General features: G+C 53.8%; 18 protein-coding genes. 8 read left to right on the forward strand and 10 right to left on the reverse strand.

Features of this window, described 5'->3' with window-relative positions; translation table 11 throughout:
* Positions 1-41: 41 nt before the first annotated feature.
* The 6 genes from AXA67_00300 to gatB form a co-directional block, all read right to left on the reverse strand.
* Entirely contained in the window at positions 42-293 is a 252-nt protein-coding gene (locus AXA67_00300) for a hypothetical protein (GenBank protein ID KXJ41283.1), read from the reverse strand.
* Positions 293-2,026 carry a heat-shock protein Hsp70 gene (locus AXA67_00305; protein KXJ41284.1) on the reverse strand — a complete coding sequence of 578 codons (1,734 nt, stop codon included), beginning with the start codon at positions 2,024-2,026 and terminating at the stop codon, positions 293-295. The genes AXA67_00300 and AXA67_00305 overlap by 1 nt, the downstream gene beginning before the upstream one ends.
* A gap of 79 nt (positions 2,027-2,105) precedes the next feature.
* Positions 2,106-2,720: a hypothetical protein gene (locus tag AXA67_00310; protein ID KXJ41285.1), complete on the reverse strand. Its 615-nt coding sequence runs from the start codon at positions 2,718-2,720 to the stop codon at positions 2,106-2,108.
* Complete coding sequence (locus AXA67_00315; GenBank protein KXJ41286.1) at positions 2,710-3,015, reverse strand: hypothetical protein; 306 nt, start codon at positions 3,013-3,015, stop codon at positions 2,710-2,712. Before AXA67_00315 ends, AXA67_00310 begins: the two co-directional genes overlap by 11 nt.
* A complete protein-coding gene (locus AXA67_00320; GenBank protein ID KXJ41287.1) occupies positions 3,015-4,874 on the reverse strand; it encodes a hypothetical protein in 1,860 nt (619 codons plus the stop codon). The genes AXA67_00315 and AXA67_00320 overlap by 1 nt, the downstream gene beginning before the upstream one ends.
* Before the next feature lie 2 nt (positions 4,875-4,876).
* Positions 4,877-6,310 (reverse strand): glutamyl-tRNA amidotransferase, encoded by a 1,434-nt coding sequence (gatB, locus tag AXA67_00325; protein ID KXJ41288.1) that lies wholly within the window; start codon positions 6,308-6,310, stop codon positions 4,877-4,879.
* A gap of 403 nt (positions 6,311-6,713) precedes the next feature.
* Between gatB and AXA67_00330 the strand changes: the two genes are divergently transcribed.
* Positions 6,714-7,277, forward strand: a complete 564-nt coding sequence (locus AXA67_00330) for a hypothetical protein (protein KXJ41289.1) — start codon at positions 6,714-6,716, stop codon at positions 7,275-7,277.
* A 15-nt stretch (positions 7,278-7,292) separates the two neighbouring features.
* Here AXA67_00330 and AXA67_00335 read toward each other — a convergent pair whose 3' ends face one another.
* A complete protein-coding gene (locus tag AXA67_00335; protein ID KXJ41351.1) occupies positions 7,293-8,747 on the reverse strand; it encodes a glutamyl-tRNA amidotransferase in 1,455 nt (484 codons plus the stop codon).
* A gap of 19 nt (positions 8,748-8,766) precedes the next feature.
* Positions 8,767-9,054 carry an asparaginyl/glutamyl-tRNA amidotransferase subunit C gene (locus tag AXA67_00340; protein ID KXJ41290.1) on the reverse strand — a complete coding sequence of 96 codons (288 nt, stop codon included), beginning with the start codon at positions 9,052-9,054 and terminating at the stop codon, positions 8,767-8,769.
* Positions 9,055-9,241: 187 nt separating this feature from the next.
* On the opposite strand from AXA67_00340, the gene AXA67_00345 reads away from it, so the two are divergent.
* The 7 genes from AXA67_00345 to AXA67_00375 all read left to right on the forward strand — a co-directional run bounded on the left by AXA67_00345 (position 9,242) and on the right by AXA67_00375 (position 16,514).
* Complete coding sequence (locus tag AXA67_00345) at positions 9,242-10,285, forward strand: rod shape-determining protein MreB (GenBank protein ID KXJ41291.1); 1,044 nt, start codon at positions 9,242-9,244, stop codon at positions 10,283-10,285.
* Positions 10,286-10,385: 100 nt separating this feature from the next.
* Positions 10,386-11,204 (forward strand): rod shape-determining protein MreC, encoded by an 819-nt coding sequence (locus tag AXA67_00350; GenBank protein KXJ41352.1) that lies wholly within the window; start codon positions 10,386-10,388, stop codon positions 11,202-11,204.
* Complete coding sequence (locus AXA67_00355; protein KXJ41292.1) at positions 11,194-11,679, forward strand: hypothetical protein; 486 nt, start codon at positions 11,194-11,196, stop codon at positions 11,677-11,679. Before AXA67_00350 ends, AXA67_00355 begins: the two co-directional genes overlap by 11 nt.
* 3 nt (positions 11,680-11,682) lie before the next feature.
* Positions 11,683-13,500 carry a penicillin-binding protein 2 gene (locus AXA67_00360; GenBank protein ID KXJ41293.1) on the forward strand — a complete coding sequence of 606 codons (1,818 nt, stop codon included), beginning with the start codon at positions 11,683-11,685 and terminating at the stop codon, positions 13,498-13,500.
* Entirely contained in the window at positions 13,497-14,612 is a 1,116-nt protein-coding gene (locus tag AXA67_00365; protein ID KXJ41294.1) for a rod shape-determining protein RodA, read from the forward strand. Before AXA67_00360 ends, AXA67_00365 begins: the two co-directional genes overlap by 4 nt.
* A 173-nt stretch (positions 14,613-14,785) precedes the next feature.
* The gene (locus AXA67_00370) at positions 14,786-15,778 is read left to right on the forward strand and encodes a hypothetical protein (GenBank protein ID KXJ41353.1); all 993 of its coding nucleotides are present in this window, start codon (positions 14,786-14,788) and stop codon (positions 15,776-15,778) included.
* Positions 15,768-16,514 (forward strand): hypothetical protein, encoded by a 747-nt coding sequence (locus AXA67_00375; protein KXJ41295.1) that lies wholly within the window; start codon positions 15,768-15,770, stop codon positions 16,512-16,514. The genes AXA67_00370 and AXA67_00375 overlap by 11 nt, the downstream gene beginning before the upstream one ends.
* A 322-nt stretch (positions 16,515-16,836) precedes the next feature.
* Here the strand turns inward: AXA67_00375 and AXA67_00380 are convergent, their stop codons facing one another.
* Both AXA67_00380 and AXA67_00385 read right to left on the reverse strand, forming a co-directional pair.
* Positions 16,837-17,118: a hypothetical protein gene (locus tag AXA67_00380; protein KXJ41296.1), complete on the reverse strand. Its 282-nt coding sequence runs from the start codon at positions 17,116-17,118 to the stop codon at positions 16,837-16,839.
* 4 nt (positions 17,119-17,122) lie between these two features.
* The gene (locus tag AXA67_00385) at positions 17,123-18,193 is read right to left on the reverse strand and encodes a hypothetical protein (protein ID KXJ41297.1); all 1,071 of its coding nucleotides are present in this window, start codon (positions 18,191-18,193) and stop codon (positions 17,123-17,125) included.
* Between the last annotated feature and the right edge of the window lie 10 nt (positions 18,194-18,203).

Below are 18,203 nucleotides of genomic sequence, written 5' to 3' on the forward strand. Positions count from 1 at the left end.
TTTAGTAGTCACTCCCTAGACCACGGAATCAAAAAACTCAACTATGACAAAGATAGTTGAGTTTTGATAAAACCCGCAACTTTTATAGTCCAATCCGATGAATTCCACATTAATGCTTGTTGCAACCAACGCTCAGCTTCCTCGGTTTGATGATGGTCCAATGCTTTAAGGGCGTGTGAAAGGGCTAGGCGGGCTTGAAGTCGGGCTTTTCTGGACAGGCTCAAATCGCAGCCACAGCGGCGGCATAAGGCTGCCTCACCCAGCCGGGCATTGCAGGCAGGACAGCGGGACATCAGCTTTCCAGGTAATAAATGACGTCAGACAAGGTTTCCACGGCTTCCATCAGGGCATCGGCATCCTGCTTTTCCGTGGCCGATTGGATGGCTTGGATCAACTGCTGGATTTCTTCCCGGTCATCCCCGCTGACTTGATCCAGCAAGGCTTGCGCTTTGGTGACCAGCTCGGCGGCTTGGGCAAAGGCTGGATCGGCGGGCATTGCCTGTTGGTCGCCAAACAGAGAGACTACCTTGTTGCGGGCCGATGTGATCTGATCTGAATCCATTCTTTTCATTGCATTCTCGATACGGATGGTTTTTTCAAGACCTGTGGCTTTTTCCGTCGCGGTCACCTTGAGGATACCGTCAAGATTCAGATCGAAACGCATCACGATGGGGTCACCGGCCGGCGCCTTGCGCAAACCCTCGATCTTGAATTCGCCAATCAGGGTGTTTTGCTCGGCGTCCTGGTTTTCTCCCTGATAGACTTTGACGTCGACTCTTTCCTGGTTGTCCATCAAAGTGTAAAACACTTCGCTTTTGGAGACCGGCAGCGGGGTATTCTTGCGAATTACCGGCACGAACAGCGAAGGGGTTGGCACGCCATCGATCTCGCCGAAAGCGCTGGTGCCAAAAGTGTAGGGGGTGATATCCACCAAAACCGAGGCGACCTGTTCGCCGGCAATCATGCCAGCCTGCACCGCCGCTCCCATGGCCACGCATAAATCTGGATCGATGGCCGCCTTGGGGGTTTGGCCCAGCTCTCTTTCCAGTAATTCCTGCACCAGCGGCGTTCGGGTGGCACCGCCCACCAGCAGAATTTCGTCAATATCGGAAACTGTCAAGCCCGCGCTATTGAGGGCGATGTGAAGCGCTTCCAGAGTACGATCCACGTAAGGAGCAATCAAAGCTTCGTATTCTTCCCGGGATAATTCCATTTCAAAATGAAGCGGCACGCCGTCTTTTTCCGTCAGGAATTCTTCCCGAATCCGGGTGTAGGGTTGATCCGACAGGGTGACCTTTGCCGTCACCGCAGCGCGGAGGAGCCGGGCCATGACCTTGCGGTCGGAAGTCACATCCAGTCCATGATCCTCGCGCAACTTCTCGGTAAACAGCGCGACGATCTCCCGGTCGAAATCATCGCCGCCCAAATGATTGTCCCCATGGCTGGCCACCACTTCCACCACGCCGGACTGAATCTGTACCACGGAAACGTCAAAGGTGCCGCCCCCCAGGTCATACACCAGAATCTTGCGGGGCTGGGTCAAATCGGCTTCGTACACCAGCGCCGCCGCGGTCGGTTCATTGATGATGCGCACTACCTCCAGGCCGGCAATTTCCCCAGCCTCGCGGGTTGCCTGGCGCTGGGCGTCGTTGAAATAGGCGGGCACGGTAATCACCGCTTTGCTGGAGGTCTGGCCCAGGTGATTTTCAGCCCGTTGTTTTAACGTACGCAGGATGATGGCGGAGATTTCCTGGGGGGTGAAGGTCTTGTCCCCCAAGTGGACGGTTTCATCGCCGCCCATTTTGCGTTTGATGGATTTGACGGTGCGCTCGGGATACAGGGGATACTGATTCAACGCCGCCTCGCCCACCAATAATTGGCCGGATTCATCCAATCCCACCACCGAAGGCAGTAGTTGATTACCGTTTTCATCGGGGATCACCACCGGCACGCCTTTCTCCAATACCGCCACTTCGGAATTGGTGGTGCCCAGGTCAATACCGATAATTTTGTCTGATTTGCTCATATTCTTACTCTGAATCACAACAAAGCCCGGGCGTTACCCAAGCGGTGAATAAAATACCCGGTTCTTTTGCTAACCCGGCCTACAATTTATTGACTTTCACTTCCGCCAGCCTCAATACCTTGCCATGCCACAAATAACCCCGCCGCAGCTCCGAAACGACAATGCCATCCTCCAGCTTTTTACGATGAACCACCTCCGCCACCCGCATCAAATTCGGGTCAAACGGCCGTCCTTCGGCTGCCACGGGTTGAATACCATGGGAAGTGAGCATTTGATCAAAGCGGTCCAGGGTCAGGCTTTGGCCGGCGTATATTGATTCATAGAGTTGCCGTTTGCGTTTGAAAAGCAGTCGCTTGATAAATCCAGGCCGCAGTTTTTCCAGCGCTTTTAATCCCGCCGCCTGGCGATCCCTAAGATCCACTAACTCCAGCAACACGGGCTTGAGTGTTTCCTCGCCGGCTTTCTTGAGCGCCTTGGCGTACTCCTCCCGTTCCCGCTCGTGACTCTCCAGCACGCTGGTAAAATTCTCCAAAGCGCTTTTGAATTGCCTGGCCTCGGTGCGTACCTCAGTCTTGAGGGCGGCCAGTTCCGCAAAAAGCTGCGCCAAGCCAACCTGGGGCCCGGCCTCCATCCCGCCAGGGTCGTCCTCGAGAAATTGTTCGAAGGCTGCCAGCAGCTCTTCCTTAGTCGTCATGTTGTTGACGTTTCAGACACTCGACCAGCATTGCCCGGAATTGGGAGAGAGAGGGCCGGCGGGGATGCAATTGATGGAGTAACTGCTCATACTCTTCAAGGGAGGGCAGATGAAACAACTCGTAAGCCAATCTGGCCTGTTGATCCTTGATCTGCTCGTAAGCCTGCTGGATGGCCTGGAATTGTTCCGGATCCTGTTCAGGCGGGCATTCTTTCACCCGTTCCAAATAGGCCTGGCGGATGTATTCGTCACCGGCAGCTTGGTCAATTCCGAGTAATTGATAAGGGGATTTCATTACTTTTTCCTGCCTCCCAAAAGCATATCAATCATCTGAGCCATGATTTCCTGGGGCGGGAGGCCGGTTTCCCGGGCGATTTTTTCCACTTCGGCATCAATTTCCGCCATTTGCCCGAGAGGAGAAGGAAAAGGGCTTCGGCTGCGGTCATAATCTTCCAATAAACCGAGAATACGGCCCGACCATTTATTTAATTTTTCCTTGTCCGCATTTTCCAGCGCATTTTCCAGATTTTCCACATCGGCCAGGTTCAGATTTCCGGCCACGCCCCGGCATTTGGCGGCCACATCGAAATAGACCAGGGAAGGCGTGCGTTGTTTCCACAGCGGGCTTTTGCGCACATAGTCGCGCACTAACTGGTAGCGTTCCAGTTCCAGCAGCAAGTCACACACTTTTTCCAGCTCGGCCAGGGTCCAATCCAGTTCACAGGCCTTCTTGAGATAGGCATTGCCAGCCTGGAGCAAGGGCGTGGGATCAATTTCTTCCCGTTTCAGCTGTTTCGCCAGCGCCAGCATTTCCAATACCACCGATTTATTCATCTGCAAGACAGCGGTATCGAGAATCAGGCGCAGTTTTTTCAGTTGCCGCTTGCAGTCCTTGCCAGGCAATTGGCAGCGCAGGGCTTCGGCCGCCACCAGCCATTCACCCAGGGGGACGGGTAACAGATTGCATGCCTCATCAAACCAGCGTTCGCCGGTTTCCATCAGATTGGCAAAGCTTTCCAGATAACCTTGGGCCACCAATACTTCCGCTTGTTCAAGGGGTTCCTTTGCCAGTGCCTTGGCGGCTTCCAGTTCCTTGCGGGCCAAATCATACTTGGCGCCCTTCAACTGCTTGCGGGCATGGTTGAGGTGGGCCCGGATCAAACGCCGCCGGGCTTGCTGGTTGATGGGATCGATCTTCAGCAGTTTTTTGGTCAGTTGCGCCGCCTTTTTAAAAGCCCCTCGGTCAATCGCCGCTTCCGCCGCCGCCTTAAGGATTCCGGGGTCTTCCGGCAAGTGTCTTAAGGCATCGTCCAGACAACGGCCCCGGGCTTTTTCATCCTCCATGTAGTGATAAAATGCCGCCAGCTTCAGCCAGGCATCCCGGTCTTGCGGCGCCAACGACACAAGGTTATTCAAGACAATTTCAAGTTCGGGATCGCCGGGGCCAAACTCGGTTTCAACCAATTGGACAAGATGCCGGCATACCGCCGCGGCCCGCGCCAAATCGCCCTGCCTGTCATAGGTTTTGCCAAGATCAATCCAGGCATTATAGATTTGGTCGGGATAGGCGGAGCGTTCCAAATGCAGCGCTTGAATGCGCAGTTTTTCTGTTTCGGTCAGGGGGCCGAACGCTTTTTCGCAGGCGGTCATTCCCTGGGGATACCAGGCGAGAAAATCCTTGACGGCCTTAACGAGGGTCGGATCCCTGGTTTTTTTGGCTTCGCTGAGCAGCTTGGCAAACAAATGTTTGGGTTTGACCTGTTCGCCCTTTCCCCGGATCGCGGCGAGGAAAGTCCTGGCGGCAACGCTTAATGTCTGCTTTTCAGTTGGTGGTTGAAATAACGCCATTCCCGCCTGGGCGGGACAGGCAAATGGCGAGTCCGGGGGGATCTTGTTCAACAATTCCCGCCCCTTGCCGGGATCGGCGGGATAGCACGTCAAGGCAGACAGCAACCAACGCAAATCCTTGTAGGGGGAACGAAACGGAATTTGCTTGAGCACCGCCGTCATGGCTTTGTCATCCCCTCGGCAATAAGCCGCGAGCGCTTCCTGGGCATGGGGCAAGTGCTGGCACAGTGGCGAGTCTTCCGGCAGGGTTTTCAGCGTCTGTTTGTCCCCCGCCAGGCACGCCAGGGGGATAAGGCTTTCGTCCACGGTTAACTCTTCAATTTCTCCTTCAGTAACTCATTGACCTGCTTAGGATTGGCCTTGCCCTGGGTGCGTTTCATCACTTGACCCACGAAGAATCCGAATAATTTGTCCTTGCCCGCCAGGTATTGTTCCAACTGCTTGGGATTGGCAGCGATGACCTCGTCAATAATCTTTTCGATGGCGCCGGTGTCGGTGATTTGCTTGAGTCCTTTTTCTTCAATCAAGGTATCGGCATCCTTGCCGGTTTCCCATATCAATTCAAACACCTGCTTGGCGATCTTGCCGGAGATGGTGTTGTCAGCGATACGCTTCAGCAGTCCCGCCAGCTTTTCCGCGGAAACTGGAGACTGAGTGATATCCAGTCCTGCTTTATTGAGGGCCCCGGATAGTTCCACCATTACCCAGTTGGCGCAAAGTTTTGGATCGCACTTGGAAACCCGGACCACGGTTTCAAAGTAGTCGGCTAGTTGGCGGGTGGCAATCAATACCTCGGCATCGTAAGGCTTGAGGCCGTATTCTTCAATAAAACGGTGGCGCTTGGCGTCCGGCAATTCTGGCAATTCCTTGCGGACTTCCTCGATAAAGCTCTCCGTCACTACCAACGGCAGCAAATCGGGGTCTGGAAAGTAACGGTAATCGTTGGCTTCTTCCTTGGTACGCATGGGGCGGGTTTCGTCCTTGTCGGCATCGTACAGACGGGTTTCCTGGGTGATGGAACCCCCCGATTCCAGCACTTCAATTTGACGCTCGATCTCGTAGCTGATGGCCCGCTCGACAAACCGGAACGAGTTGACATTCTTGATTTCGGTGCGGGTACCGAATGCTTCCTGGCCTTTGGGCCGGACGGAGACATTGGCGTCGCAACGGAACGAACCTTCCTGCATGTTGCCGTCGCAAATGCCCAGATACACCACCAACATATGGAGCTTTTTCATGTACGCCACCGCTTCCGCCGGGGAACGCAGGTCCGGTTCGGAAACGATTTCCAACAGTGGGGTACCGGCGCGGTTCAAATCAATGCCGCTCATGCCGTGGAAATCCTCGTGCAGGGATTTGCCGGCGTCTTCTTCCAGGTGGGCACGGGTAATGCCAATGCGTTTTTCTTCGCCATCGAGGGTAATGATCAAATGCCCCTTGCCCACCACCGGCAGCTCATACTGGCTGATCTGATATCCTTTGGGCAGATCGGGATAGAAATAATTCTTGCGGGCAAACACCGATTGCGGCGTGATTTCCGCTTCCACCGCCAGGCCGAATTTGACCGCCATTCTCACCGCCGCTTCATTGAGCACCGGCAAGACGCCTGGCATCCCTAAATCAATGGCGCAAGCCTGGGTGTTGGGCGGGGCACCATAAGCGGTGGAAGCTCCGGAGAAAATCTTGGATTTGGTTTTAAGCTGGGCGTGGATTTCCAGCCCGATGACAGGTTCCCATTCCATTTACAACGACACCTTAATAATCTCTTCAAAATGCTGTTATTACCACTGGATGCGGGATTTGAAATATTCCCGGAAGATTCCCCCCGCTTACTTCAATCGCCAGACTGCATCTCGCAATTTGGGTTTATGCTTTAAATCCAGGCATTGGGAGAAAACAGGGTACTCCATGCGTATCTGCACGAATGTTAATCCTGTGGACAAGCCGATTTCTTCTTGCAAGGATACCATAAACAAACCCTCGGTCTCACGTTCAACTTTATTGAAATACCCAGCGTCAACTCACTATCTTGCCGCCATCGGCGCGGCTTACCACGGGACAAGCAAATGTGACGGAGATTGCGCAATTGCCGGTGCCGCCTTATTCCGATAGACTGACAAACATGCCAACGCGGAGCCATAATCCATGCCCATTGTCAAACACAATGTCAAATTGAGTGTCGAGGAATATCTGGAAGGCGAGCAGCATTCCGACATCCGCCACGAATACGAGCGGGGCGAAGTGGTGGCCATGGTGGGGGCAAGCCGGAATCATGGCCGGATTGCCGGTAATGTGTTTGTCACACTTCACCAGCATTTGGCGGAAACGCCCTGCGATGTATTCATGTCGGATATGAAAGTGCACGTGGACGACTGCTTTTTCTATCCCGACGTGGTGGTCGGTTGCGACGCGGAAGACAATCACGACTTCTACCTGGAACGGCCGGTCTTGATTGTCGAGGTATTGTCGGAAACCACCGCCCACCGGGACCGCACTGTCAAGCGGCTGGCCTATCAAAGCATCCCAACGTTACAGGAATACCTGCTATTGGAGCAGGACCGGCCCAGGGCCGAATTGTACCGCCGGGGCCAGCCGGGGTGGGATCTGGCCATTCACGGACCCGGCGAACAAATCCAGCTCGCCTCCATCGATCTGGCCCTGGCGGTGGATGAGCTTTACCGGGGCGTGCGCTTCAAGCCTGAAGGTTAAGCAGTACACGATTGCTCATGCAAACTGTTCTGGCATCCGCCGGTGCCAGTCGGTCACTTGCTGATAGCGGTGCGCTACATTCAGCAGCCTAGCTTCATCGAAATAACCGCCGATCAACTGCAATCCAACCGGCTTGCCATCGACAAACCCCGCCGGTACCGACATCCCGGGCAGCCCCGCCAGATTCACCGCAATGGTGAAAATATCCGACAGATACATGGCGATGGGGTCCCCGGTTTTTTCACCAATGCCGAATGCCGGGGTTGGGGTGGTGGGGCCCAGGAGCACATCGACTTCCTCGAAGGCGCGCTTGAAGTCGTCGGCAATCAGACGGCGGATTTTCTGGGCCTTCAAGTAATAAGCATCATAGTAACCCGCCGACAGGGCATAAGTGCCAATCAATATCCGGCGCTTGACCTCGGCGCCAAACCCTTCACCGCGGGTGCGCATGTAAAGATCTTCCAGGTCCTTGGGATCCTGGCACCGGTAACCGTAACGCACGCCGTCGTAGCGGGCCAGGTTGGAAGAGCATTCAGACGGGGCGATGACATAATAGGCAGGCACCGACAAACCGATATTGGGGAGGGATACCTCCTTGAATGCCACTCCCAATTTTTTGTATTCGGCAATCGCCTGTTCCAAAGCATGAGCAACGCCACTATCCATGTCTCCCTCGAAAAATTCCTTGGGCAGCCCCACTTTCAGCCCGGCCAAATCTTGATTCAGGGTGGCCGTATAATCGGGCACGGGTTCGTCAACGCTGGTGGAGTCCTTTTCGTCGAACCCAGCCATGGCACCCAATAGCAAAGCGCAATCTTCGGCACTGCGGGCCATGGGGCCACCCTGGTCGAGACTGGAGGCGAAGGCGATCATCCCCCAACGGGAAACCCGCCCGTAAGTCGGCTTAAGGCCGCTAATGCCGCAAAAGGCCGCTGGCTGGCGGATGGAACCGCCGGTATCGGTGCCGGTCGCCGCGGGCGTCAATCCCGCCGCCACTGCCGCCGCGGATCCCCCGGAGGACCCGCCCGGCACGCACCCTAAGTTCCAGGGATTCTTGACCGTGCCGTAGTAGCTGGTTTCATTGGAAGATCCCATGGCAAACTCGTCCATGTTGAGCTTACCCAAAAGTACCGTGCCGGCATCCTTGAGCTTGGCCACCACCGTGGCGTCATAGGGGGCGGGGAAGTTGTCGAGCATTTTCGAGCCGCAACTGGTCTTGATCCCGAAAGTACAGAAGATATCCTTCTGGGCCAAGGGAATCCCCGTGAGCGGGCCGCCTTCGCCGCTGGCCAATTGGGCATCGGCAGCCTCGGCGGCAGCCAGGGCTTGCTCTTCGGTCACCGTGACATAGGCATTGAGGGCCTCGTTATGACGGGCGATACGGTCGAGGAAATGACGGGTCAATTCCACGCTGCTAAATTCCCGCTGTTTGAGTCCAGCCGCCAATTCGGACAAGGTTTTGTCGTGCATCATGATTTCCTGGTATTCCTCATTCAATGACTTTGGGGACAAGATACAATCCCGCTTCCACCGCCGGGGCGATGGATTGAAACAATTCCCGCTGATTTTCTTCAGTAACTTCATCCGGCCGCAGCCTTTGGGGCAAATCCAGGGGATGAGCCATCGGCGGCACATTTTCTGTATCCACGGCATTCATCTGAGCAACGAAATCCAATATACTGGACAGGTCTTTGGCATAATTTTCACTGTCTGCCTCATTGATTTGAATCCGGGCCAGATAGGCAATATTTCTGACTTGATCGGCGGTTAATGACATATCATCTCCTTACAGAAAACAAAAATTCCAACCATGGGTTGTTTCTGCCTGTTGCTTTGGCAGACACGGCGTTAAAAAACTTTGCCAATCGCTTTTTGTTTTGGCGTAATGGAATATCATAATCGATAATTTGCCGGTTTCCCCACCCAATTGTTAAAGTAACGCGATTTTCTTTAAGGTTTCATCCATGTTCAAACGTTTGCGCGGGCTTTTTTCCAATGACTTATCCATCGACCTGGGTACCGCCAATACCCTGATTTATATCCCCGGCCAGGGCATAGTACTCAACGAGCCATCCGTGGTTGCCATCCGGGAAGACAAGCTTAAGGGCAACAAAAGCATTGCCGCCGTGGGCAAGGAAGCCAAACAAATGGTAGGACGCACCCCCGCCAATATTACCGCGATTCGCCCCCTCAAGGATGGCGTTATCGCCGACTTTACCGTCACCGAGAAAATGCTCCAGTATTTTATTCATAAGGTGCACGAAAGCCAGCTTCTCAAACCCAGTCCCAGGGTTTTGATTTGCGTGCCTTGCGGTTCCACCCAGGTGGAGCGCCGGGCCATCAAGGAGTCGGCGGTGGGCGCGGGGGCCCGGGAAGTGTATTTGGTGGAAGAACCCATGGCCGCCGCAGTGGGCGCTGGCATGCCCGTGGACGAGGCCAGCGGCTCCATGGTGATTGATATCGGCGGCGGCACCTCGGAAGTGGCGGTGATGTCCCTCAACGGCATTGTCTATTCGGAATCGGTTCGTGTCGGCGGTGACCGCTTTGATGAAGCCATCATCAATTATGTCCGGCGTAATTACGGGACCTTGATTGGCGAAGCCACCGCCGAAAAGATCAAGCACGAGATCGGCAGCGCCTATCCGGGCTCTGAAGTCCGGGAAATCGAAGTCTTGGGCCGCAACCTGGCGGAAGGGATTCCCCGCAGTTTTACCCTCAACAGCAATGAAATCCTAGAAGCCTTGCAGGAGCCACTCTCCGGCATTGTTGGCGCGGTCCGGGTGGCCTTGGAACAAACGCCCCCAGATTTGGGCGCGGATGTGGCCGAGCGAGGCATCGTTCTTACCGGCGGCGGAGCGCTGCTCAAGGACCTGGATATGTTGATTACCGAAGAAACCGGTTTGCCTGTGATGGTGGCGGAAGACCCCTTGACTTGCGTGGCCCGCGGCGGCGGGAAGATTCTGGAGATGATTGACGAAAAAGGCCCGGCGGCGTTTTCTCTGGAATGAATAACCACCCTGAGGAGATTTTGCCATCAAGCTGATCTTCGCTCGCGGACCATCGCTTAACGTCCGCCTGGCTTTATGTTTGCTCGTTTCCGCTGGCCTGATGGCGGCCGATCATTATGAGCGAATCAACCCGGTGCGCTCGGCGCTGTCGATATTGGTTTATCCGGTGCAACTTGTGGTGAGTCTGCCCGTGAATATCAGTGAAGGCCTGGGGGACAATCTAGGCACCCGCGCCCGATTGCTCGAAGAAAATAAGCGCTTGCGCCAGGAAAACGCCCAACTGAAACAACGCACGCTGAAATACGAAGCGCTGGAAAAAGAAAATATGCGCCTTAGGGCATTTCTCGACAATTCCTTCAAGCTGGGGGAAAACATGCTGGTGGCGGAATTGCTTTCGGTCACCCTGGTGCCCTATGAGCATCTGGTTTTGGTCAACAAGGGCAGCCGTTTTGGCGTCCACGTGGGCCAACCGGTTTTGAGCGCCGACGGTGTTGTTGGACAAGTGGTGCGGGTATCGCCCTTGACCTCGGAAATCCTCCTCATCACCGATCCCAGCCACGCCATTCCGGTGCAAGTCAATCGCAATGGGCTGCGGGCCATTGCCGTGGGGAATGGGGAAATCGATCAACTGGAAATTCCCAACTTGCCCAACAATGTGGATATCCGGCCCGGTGATTTATTGGTTACCTCTGGCTTGGGCCAGGTTTTCCCGCCGGGCTATCCGGTGGCGGAAGTCGTTGAAGTCACTCCCCAACCGGCCCGGGGCTTTGCCAAAATCCTGGCCCGGCCCAAAGTGCCGCTGGACCGCATCCGGGAAGTCCTGATTACCTGGACTGATGCCACCTCAAAACAATTTTTGTCTCATCCGGAGGACCAAGCTGAACCTGCCCCCTCGATGCCCACTGAAAATGCGCCCTGATTCTTCTTTACTATGGATAGTGTTGACCATCGCAATTGCCATGGCATTGCGGATTCTTCCCTTGCCACCCCTCTTGGCCTCGATGAATCCAGACTGGGTGTTACTGGCGGTTTTATACTGGTCCTTGGTTTTGCCGGATCGTTTCGGGGTGGGAAGCGCCTGGTTGGTTGGGTTATTGACAGATATTTTGACCGGGCGGATCTTGGGGCAACACGCCTTTGTCTATGCCATCGTTGCCTATATCTGCGTGCGTTTTTATCTCAGGCTGCGGGTATTTCCCATGACTCAGCAAATGGCATTTGTTTTCCTATGCCTGCTATTGTCGCGCTTTTTGCTGTTTTGGTTTGAAGCGCTGCATAGCCACCCCCATCTCAATTGGCAGTATTGGCTGCCTGCATTGACCGGCGTCTTGGGCTGGCCCATCATTTTGGCCATCGGTAGCCGGCCAAGGCAAAATTCCTGGTCATACAAATAATCCATGACCCATTTTCGGCTAAAAAACCCCGGCCTTGAAAAACGTTTGTTTCAAAACCGCATCACTGCCGCGGCGGTGGTGATTGTGCTGATGACTTTAGGGCTAATTGGCCGCCTTATTTATTTGCAAATCATCGGTCACGAACATTACGCGATGAAGGCCCGGGATAATCGGGTCAAGATTGCCCCATTGCCGCCTACCCGGGGATTGATATTTGACCGCTCAGGCGTCGTCCTCGCGGAAAATATCTCCGTCTATAGCCTGGAAATCGTGCCTGAGCAGGTTAAAAATCTGGAAAAGACGATTTTGCGCTTAAAGGCGATTCTTCCCATTAGCGACGAAGAAATCCAGCGCTTTAAGGTTCAAATCAAGCGCCACAAACCTTTTGAAAGCATTCCCCTCAAACTGCGCCTGACGGACGAGGAAGTGTCCCGTTTTGCTGTGAAACGGCCCTTTTTTCGCGGCGTGGATATCCGCGCCCGGCTTATTCGTCATTATCCTTTCCGGGAGCTGGTTTCTCACGTGGTGGGGTATGTCGCCAGCATCAGCGAAGCGGAATTGAAAAAACTCGATCCGGCCGAATACCGCGGCACGTCCCATATCGGCAAAACCGGCATAGAGAAATTCTACGAAAAATGGCTTCATGGGGAGACTGGCTATGCGGAAATAGAAACCAACGCCCGGGGCCGCGAATTGACCGTGCTCAAGGAGGTGCCTTCCCGCCCCGGAAAAGACCTTCACTTATCCCTGGATATCCGGCTTCAGGCAATCGCCTACGAAGCTCTGGGAGAACACAATGGCGCGGTGGTAGCGTTGGAACCTGCCAGCGGCAAGATTCTGGCAATGGTCAGCAAGCCTGGCTATGATCCCAATGACTTTGTTTTGGGAATCAGCCAAAAAAAATACCGAAGCCTGCAGCGATCTCCCGAGCGCCCGCTATTTGACCGCAGCATCCGGGGCACCTATCCGCCAGGCTCTACTATCAAACCTTTCATGGGCCTGGCGGGATTGAATTACGGTGTTATTGACGCACATCGCAAACTCCATTGCCCTGGCTATTACCAACTTCCCAATAACCGGCACCGCTACCGGGACTGGAAGAAATGGGGGCACGGCCCGGTGGATTTGCATAACGCCATCGCCCAGTCCTGCGATGTCTATTTTTATGAGTTGGCCCATCAACTGGAAATCGACAGGATTCACGATTTTCTGGCCCGCTTTGGCTTTGGCGCCAAAACCAAGGTGGACTTGGTGGGGGAAAAACCGGGTCTGCTTCCTTCCCGGGCGTGGAAAAAGAAGCGTTTTCACCAGGTATGGTTTCCAGGAGAAACGGTGATTGCCGGTATCGGCCAAGGTTTTTTACAGGTCACCCCGATACAACTGGCGAAAGCGGCCGCCATCATGGGGAATCAGGGAATGGTAATTACGCCCCGTGTTGCTGTTTTAGAAAAACCTAAGGACAATCAACTACCCCCGGTGCTGGATATTCCCAAATCCTATTGGCGCACCATCATCGATGCCATGGTTGCTGTGGTCCATGGCCCCAGGGGCACTGCCCGCAGACTTGGCAAGGGCATCAATTATCACATTGCCGGCAAAACGGGCACCGCCCAGGTCTTCACGGTGAAACAAGATGAGGAATACCGGGAAAAAGAGGTGAAGAAAAAACTGCGGGACCATGCGCTATTTATTGCCTTTGCCCCGGCAGAAGCCCCACGGATCGCCGTTGCCGTGGTGGCGGAAAATGCCGGGCACGGTGGATCCGCGGCGGCGCCCATTGCCCGCCAAATGATGGATGCTTATTTCAGTTTTCAACCATGAGCAGCGCACTGCCCACCCCCTCCCAGCCATCTACCCTGTGGAATAAACTCCACTTGGACATCCCTTTGCTTGCCGGACTATTGGCGTTATCCGGTGTTGGCCTGGCCGTACTATATAGCGCCGGCGGGGGGGATATCAACCTGGTATGGAAACAATGTGTGCGGTTGGGTATCGCTTTCACTGCCTTGTTCATTCTGGCCCAGGTCCCCCCCAGGGCCTTCTACCGCTGGAGTCCAATCATGTATGGTGCTGGCATCGTTTTGCTGGTCGCCGTTTTGATTCTGGGCGATATCGGCAAGGGTGCTCAGCGGTGGCTGGATTTGGGTATTGTTCGGTTTCAACCTTCCGAGTTCGTGAAAATATTTACGCCTTTGATGGTGGCCCGATTCCTGGCCGAGCGGCCGCTTCCACCCCAAGCCAAGGAGATAGCGCTGGCCGGCCTTTTGATTCTGGTGCCAGCACTGTTGATAGCCAAACAACCTGATCTCGGTACCGCCTTGCTGGTTGCCAGCGCCGGTTTTGCCGTGCTTTTCCTGGCGGGACTTTCCTGGCGGCTGTTGCTGGCACTGACTGCCGGAGGCGTTGCTTTACTGCCAGTGGTTTGGCACTTCATGCACGATTATCAGCGTGACCGGGTGCTGATGTTTTTGAACCCGGAAAAAGATCCCCTAGGAAGGGGCTATCATACCATTCAAGCCAAAATCGCCATCGGCTCTGGCGGCATCTCGGGAAAGGGTTGGTTGGCGGGCACCCAGTCCCACCTGGAATTTTTGCCAGAGCCTTCCACGGATTTTATTTTCGCGGTGCTTGCCGAAGAATTCGGTCTGATGGGGTGTCTGGGATTATTAATACTATACTTGGCCGTGATTGCCCGGGGTTTTATGATGGCGCTTCAAGCCCAGGACACCTTCAGCCGGTTGCTGGGGGGCAGTTTGGCTTTCACCTTTTTCGTTTATGTGTTCGTGAACGTAGGCATGGTGGCGGGGATACTCCCGGTAGTCGGGGTGCCCTTGCCACTGATTAGTTATGGCGGCACTTCCATGGTCACACTCCTGGCGGGCTTTGGTATTATGATGTCGCTACACACCCATCGTAAACTGGTGTCCTCTTGATGAAATATCCCGATAAAGATATGGCAGCTTTACATCTCTATCCCGTAAATAAGGCGCTCCGGTGTTTCTTCCGTGGGACGCCGTTAACCCATCCCTGGGGGCTTGATGGCGGCCGTCCAGGCCGCCAACACCCACGGAAGAAACACCGGAGCGCCTGGGTAAATAAATTCAGAATGGGTGAAATCAAAAAAGCTGCCTTGTTACTCCCGTTGATTTTGTTTCCAACCTGGGCTCCGGCGTTGTCGCTGGAAGAATACCCACTGGCCGAAACCTTTCTTGCCGATATCAGCGGCAAGCACGGCTTTCCCAGGGAGCAGTTAAAACAAATTCTCCTTGATGCTAAGATCAAGGAAAGCATTCTCAAAGCTATCAGCCGTCCGGCGGAGGCGAAACCCTGGCACGAATACCGCAATATCTTTTTAACGGAAAAGCGAATCCGTCACGGCGTCGATTTTTGGCGCCAACACCAAGCCCTTCTCGACAAGGCCGAACAATCTTATGGCGTGCCACCTCATATCATCACCGCCATTCTTGGCGTGGAAACCTTTTACGGCACCCGCACCGGCTCCTTCCGCGTGCTCGATGCCTTGTCCACCCTGGCCTTCGCCTACCCCCGGCGGGCGGTGTTCTTCGGCAAGGAGCTGGAACACTTTCTGCTACTGAGCCGAGAAGAGAATCTCGACCCCCGGCAACCCCAAGGCTCCTATGCCGGGGCGATGGGCTGGCCTCAATTCATGCCCAGCAGTTACCGTCAATATGCAGCGGATTTCGATGGGGATGGCAAACGGGATATCTGGTCCAATCCGGGCGATGTGATTGCCAGCGTTGCCAATTACTTCGTCTCCCATGGTTGGCGCCCCAACCAACCGGTGGCGGTGAAGCTATCAAAACCCGCGCCTGACATGGCCAGCAACACGCTCAAGGCCCCATTTACTTTGGCTTATTTAAAAGCGAAGGGGATATCCATACAGAAATCTTACCCGCCAAAACTCAAAGCCAATGTGCTTAAACTGGCGGGGGAAAATGGTGACGAGTATTGGTTGGGATTCACTAACTTTTATGTTATTACCCGCTATAATCACAGCCCTCTATACGCCATGGCCGTTCACCAACTCAGTCAGGCCATTCGCGAGCGTTTTTTGCGGGAAGCTGGCAATGCATATTAGGCTGTCCTGGATAGGGTTTTTGGTTTTGATAACCGGCTGCAGTCATCAATCGGGTGATGGTCCGCCGCTCAAACCAATCGATATCTCCAGTATCAACGAACCCATCCCTTATTACCTACCCCCCAGCCGCTCTGGTAATCCGGACAGTTATAAAGTATTGGGCCGGCGTTATCGGGTAATGAAAGATAGCCAAGGCTATACAGCCCGGGGTTTGGCATCCTGGTATGGCCGGAAATTTCATGGCAAGCCCACAGCCTCCGGCGAACCTTATGATATGTTTGCTTTAACGGCAGCGCATAAAACCTTGCCCATTCCCTGCTTTGCCCAGGTAACCAACCTGCATAATGGACGCAGCGTCGTAGTCAAAATCAATGACCGGGGCCCCTTTCATCAAGACCGCTTGATTGACTTGTCCTATGCCGCCGCGGTGAAGCTGGGCATCGATAAGACCGGCACAGCGCCGGTGGAAATCAGGGTAATTGATACCGTGGAATCCTTGGCCCAACCCATGTTTTTACAGTTAGGCGCTTTCTCCTCCAAAAGTAATGCGGAAAAGCTGAAACAACGCCTCCGTTCCTATGAACTCCCGCCGCTGAAAATTCTCCAGAGCCATAATCAAGGAAAAACCCTGTACTTATTAAGAGTCGGTCCCCTTAATTCCAAGGCCCAAATCGACAGTGCCACCCAACTGTTAAAGCAGCTGAATATACAGCCCATAATCGTGTCCAAAAATTAATTGATTTTTGAATTTACCGCAGAGACGCGGAGGTCGCAGAGTTTAATTAGATTCTTATGCAGCCTCCAACAGATACGCTCAGGTTTACGCAATCCTCGGCTGTCATTTCGACCGGAGGGAGAAATCTTCACACCCGGCCTCGATTTGGATCAACTACAAGATTTCTCGCTACGCTCGAAATGACAGTGCGTAACATCAGTTAGATTTTTAAAATACGTAACCCGACATTCATTCCGGTTTTCGATCTTGGGTTACGCTATTTGGAAATGACCTGCACAAATTAAAAAACTCTGCGACCTCCGCGTCTCTGCGGTGAAAACTCCTACAATTCAGCAAACGGAAATGGCATCTCATCCGTATTGAATGTCAAAAAGAGCATAATTTGGTAATGATAAGACGCCAGGTTAGCCCCTAGCTGACGAACATTGGGATTGTCGGTTCCGGTAAGCAACTTGGTCACCACTTGAAAAGCGATGATCGCCCAGAGCACCGCTCTCACGAAACCGACAATAAAAATGAACACCGCCATATAGAAAATCCGCTGCCAGGTGCTGATTTCCTTCAGGTTCTTTTGAATATCAGGATGAAGATTAGGTGTAGGCATCAGTTTATACGCTAAGTAAATCTCGCAAATCAATCAAAGCCGCGTTAGCGTGGGCGATGTATGTGGCCAGGGTCAAAGAATAATTGGCAAAAACCCCAAATCCACTGCCATTTAAAACCACCGGGCTCAATATCTTCGCTTGGGTTGACTCCAACTCGCGGATAATTTGATGGATGGGGGTTTCAGCTGCCTTCAACTTCAAGATATCGTGAAAATCCTGCTCGATGGCCCGCATAATATGAAGCAACGCCCAGCAATAGCCCCTGGCTTCGTAGAAATTATCATCCACTTCCAGCCAGGGCGTCCTCTCCATGGGCGTAAACGCGGTAGAGGGTTTACCTCTGATAATTAGAGCCGCCTCTTCGTGTACTGAGCTGCTGGCGCTCAATCGCTGGGTATAACTCCCCAACCGCTTGGCAAGAATTTCGATGTATTGGGTCAGGTTATCCGCGCGGGGATAAAACGGCGCGCGGTGTTCCCGCAGACGGGAAATATAACGGCGAAAAGCAGAAATCCCTTTTTGGTACTGGCTTTCGGTCGTCGGTAAAATCCAGGAATCGGTTTCAAAGTAATAGTATGGTTCACCGATTCCCAAATCCTTGTCTTCCTGCGATTGGGATTGGGCCCGGGAAAGGTGGTTGCGCAATGCTGTCGCCAGATCCCGGGAAGCCACGACCACCCCAAATTCCCAATTGGGCATGTTATCTAGAAAAATACTGGGCGGGATCACATCATTGGTTAAATAGCCGCCAGGCTTGCGCAGCAGATAATCCATATTATGGATAAGCGCGGCTGCAGTGCGGGCGCCCACGGGCAGTTTTTTGGGATCGGTCAGCCCGGTTTCCTTGAGCGCCACTTGAGTGACATCATAAGTGGGGGGCACGAAACACGGAAATGTCCAGTAGTATCCCAAGGCAAACAAAGCCAAGGCCACCACAGCGGCAAAACTGATTAACTTCCACAGTAATCGCTTTTCTTTCAAAGCTTCTTCTTCAAGCTCTTCAAGATCCTCGAACTCCTTGAGCTCTTCTTCGTTTAATGTGGTTTCAGGGTCTGTAGGATTAGGTGAGACCATTGCATGATCC

Origin of the sequence: Methylothermaceae bacteria B42 (assembly GCA_001566965.1) — a bacterium.
Lineage (GTDB): Bacteria > Pseudomonadota > Gammaproteobacteria > Methylococcales > Methylothermaceae > Methylohalobius.

Coding starts and splice junctions, on each gene's coding strand:
- AXA67_00355 (KXJ41292.1), top strand. CDS start 11,194: ATGCGCCCTGATTCTTCTTTACTATGGATAGTGTTGACCATCGCAATT.
- AXA67_00335 (KXJ41351.1), bottom strand. CDS start 8,747: ATGCACGACAAAACCTTGTCCGAATTGGCGGCTGGACTCAAACAGCGG.
- AXA67_00300 (KXJ41283.1), bottom strand. CDS start 293: ATGTCCCGCTGTCCTGCCTGCAATGCCCGGCTGGGTGAGGCAGCCTTA.
- AXA67_00360 (KXJ41293.1), top strand. CDS start 11,683: ATGACCCATTTTCGGCTAAAAAACCCCGGCCTTGAAAAACGTTTGTTT.
- AXA67_00315 (KXJ41286.1), bottom strand. CDS start 3,015: ATGAAATCCCCTTATCAATTACTCGGAATTGACCAAGCTGCCGGTGAC.
- AXA67_00385 (KXJ41297.1), bottom strand. CDS start 18,193: ATGGTCTCACCTAATCCTACAGACCCTGAAACCACATTAAACGAAGAA.
- AXA67_00305 (KXJ41284.1), bottom strand. CDS start 2,026: ATGAGCAAATCAGACAAAATTATCGGTATTGACCTGGGCACCACCAAT.
- AXA67_00375 (KXJ41295.1), top strand. CDS start 15,768: ATGCATATTAGGCTGTCCTGGATAGGGTTTTTGGTTTTGATAACCGGC.
- AXA67_00310 (KXJ41285.1), bottom strand. CDS start 2,720: ATGACGACTAAGGAAGAGCTGCTGGCAGCCTTCGAACAATTTCTCGAG.
- AXA67_00345 (KXJ41291.1), top strand. CDS start 9,242: ATGTTCAAACGTTTGCGCGGGCTTTTTTCCAATGACTTATCCATCGAC.
- AXA67_00380 (KXJ41296.1), bottom strand. CDS start 17,118: ATGCCTACACCTAATCTTCATCCTGATATTCAAAAGAACCTGAAGGAA.
- AXA67_00370 (KXJ41353.1), top strand. CDS start 14,786: ATGGGTGAAATCAAAAAAGCTGCCTTGTTACTCCCGTTGATTTTGTTT.
- AXA67_00350 (KXJ41352.1), top strand. CDS start 10,386: ATGGCGGCCGATCATTATGAGCGAATCAACCCGGTGCGCTCGGCGCTG.
- AXA67_00365 (KXJ41294.1), top strand. CDS start 13,497: ATGAGCAGCGCACTGCCCACCCCCTCCCAGCCATCTACCCTGTGGAAT.
- gatB (KXJ41288.1), bottom strand. CDS start 6,310: ATGGAATGGGAACCTGTCATCGGGCTGGAAATCCACGCCCAGCTTAAA.
- AXA67_00340 (KXJ41290.1), bottom strand. CDS start 9,054: ATGTCATTAACCGCCGATCAAGTCAGAAATATTGCCTATCTGGCCCGG.
- AXA67_00330 (KXJ41289.1), top strand. CDS start 6,714: ATGCCCATTGTCAAACACAATGTCAAATTGAGTGTCGAGGAATATCTG.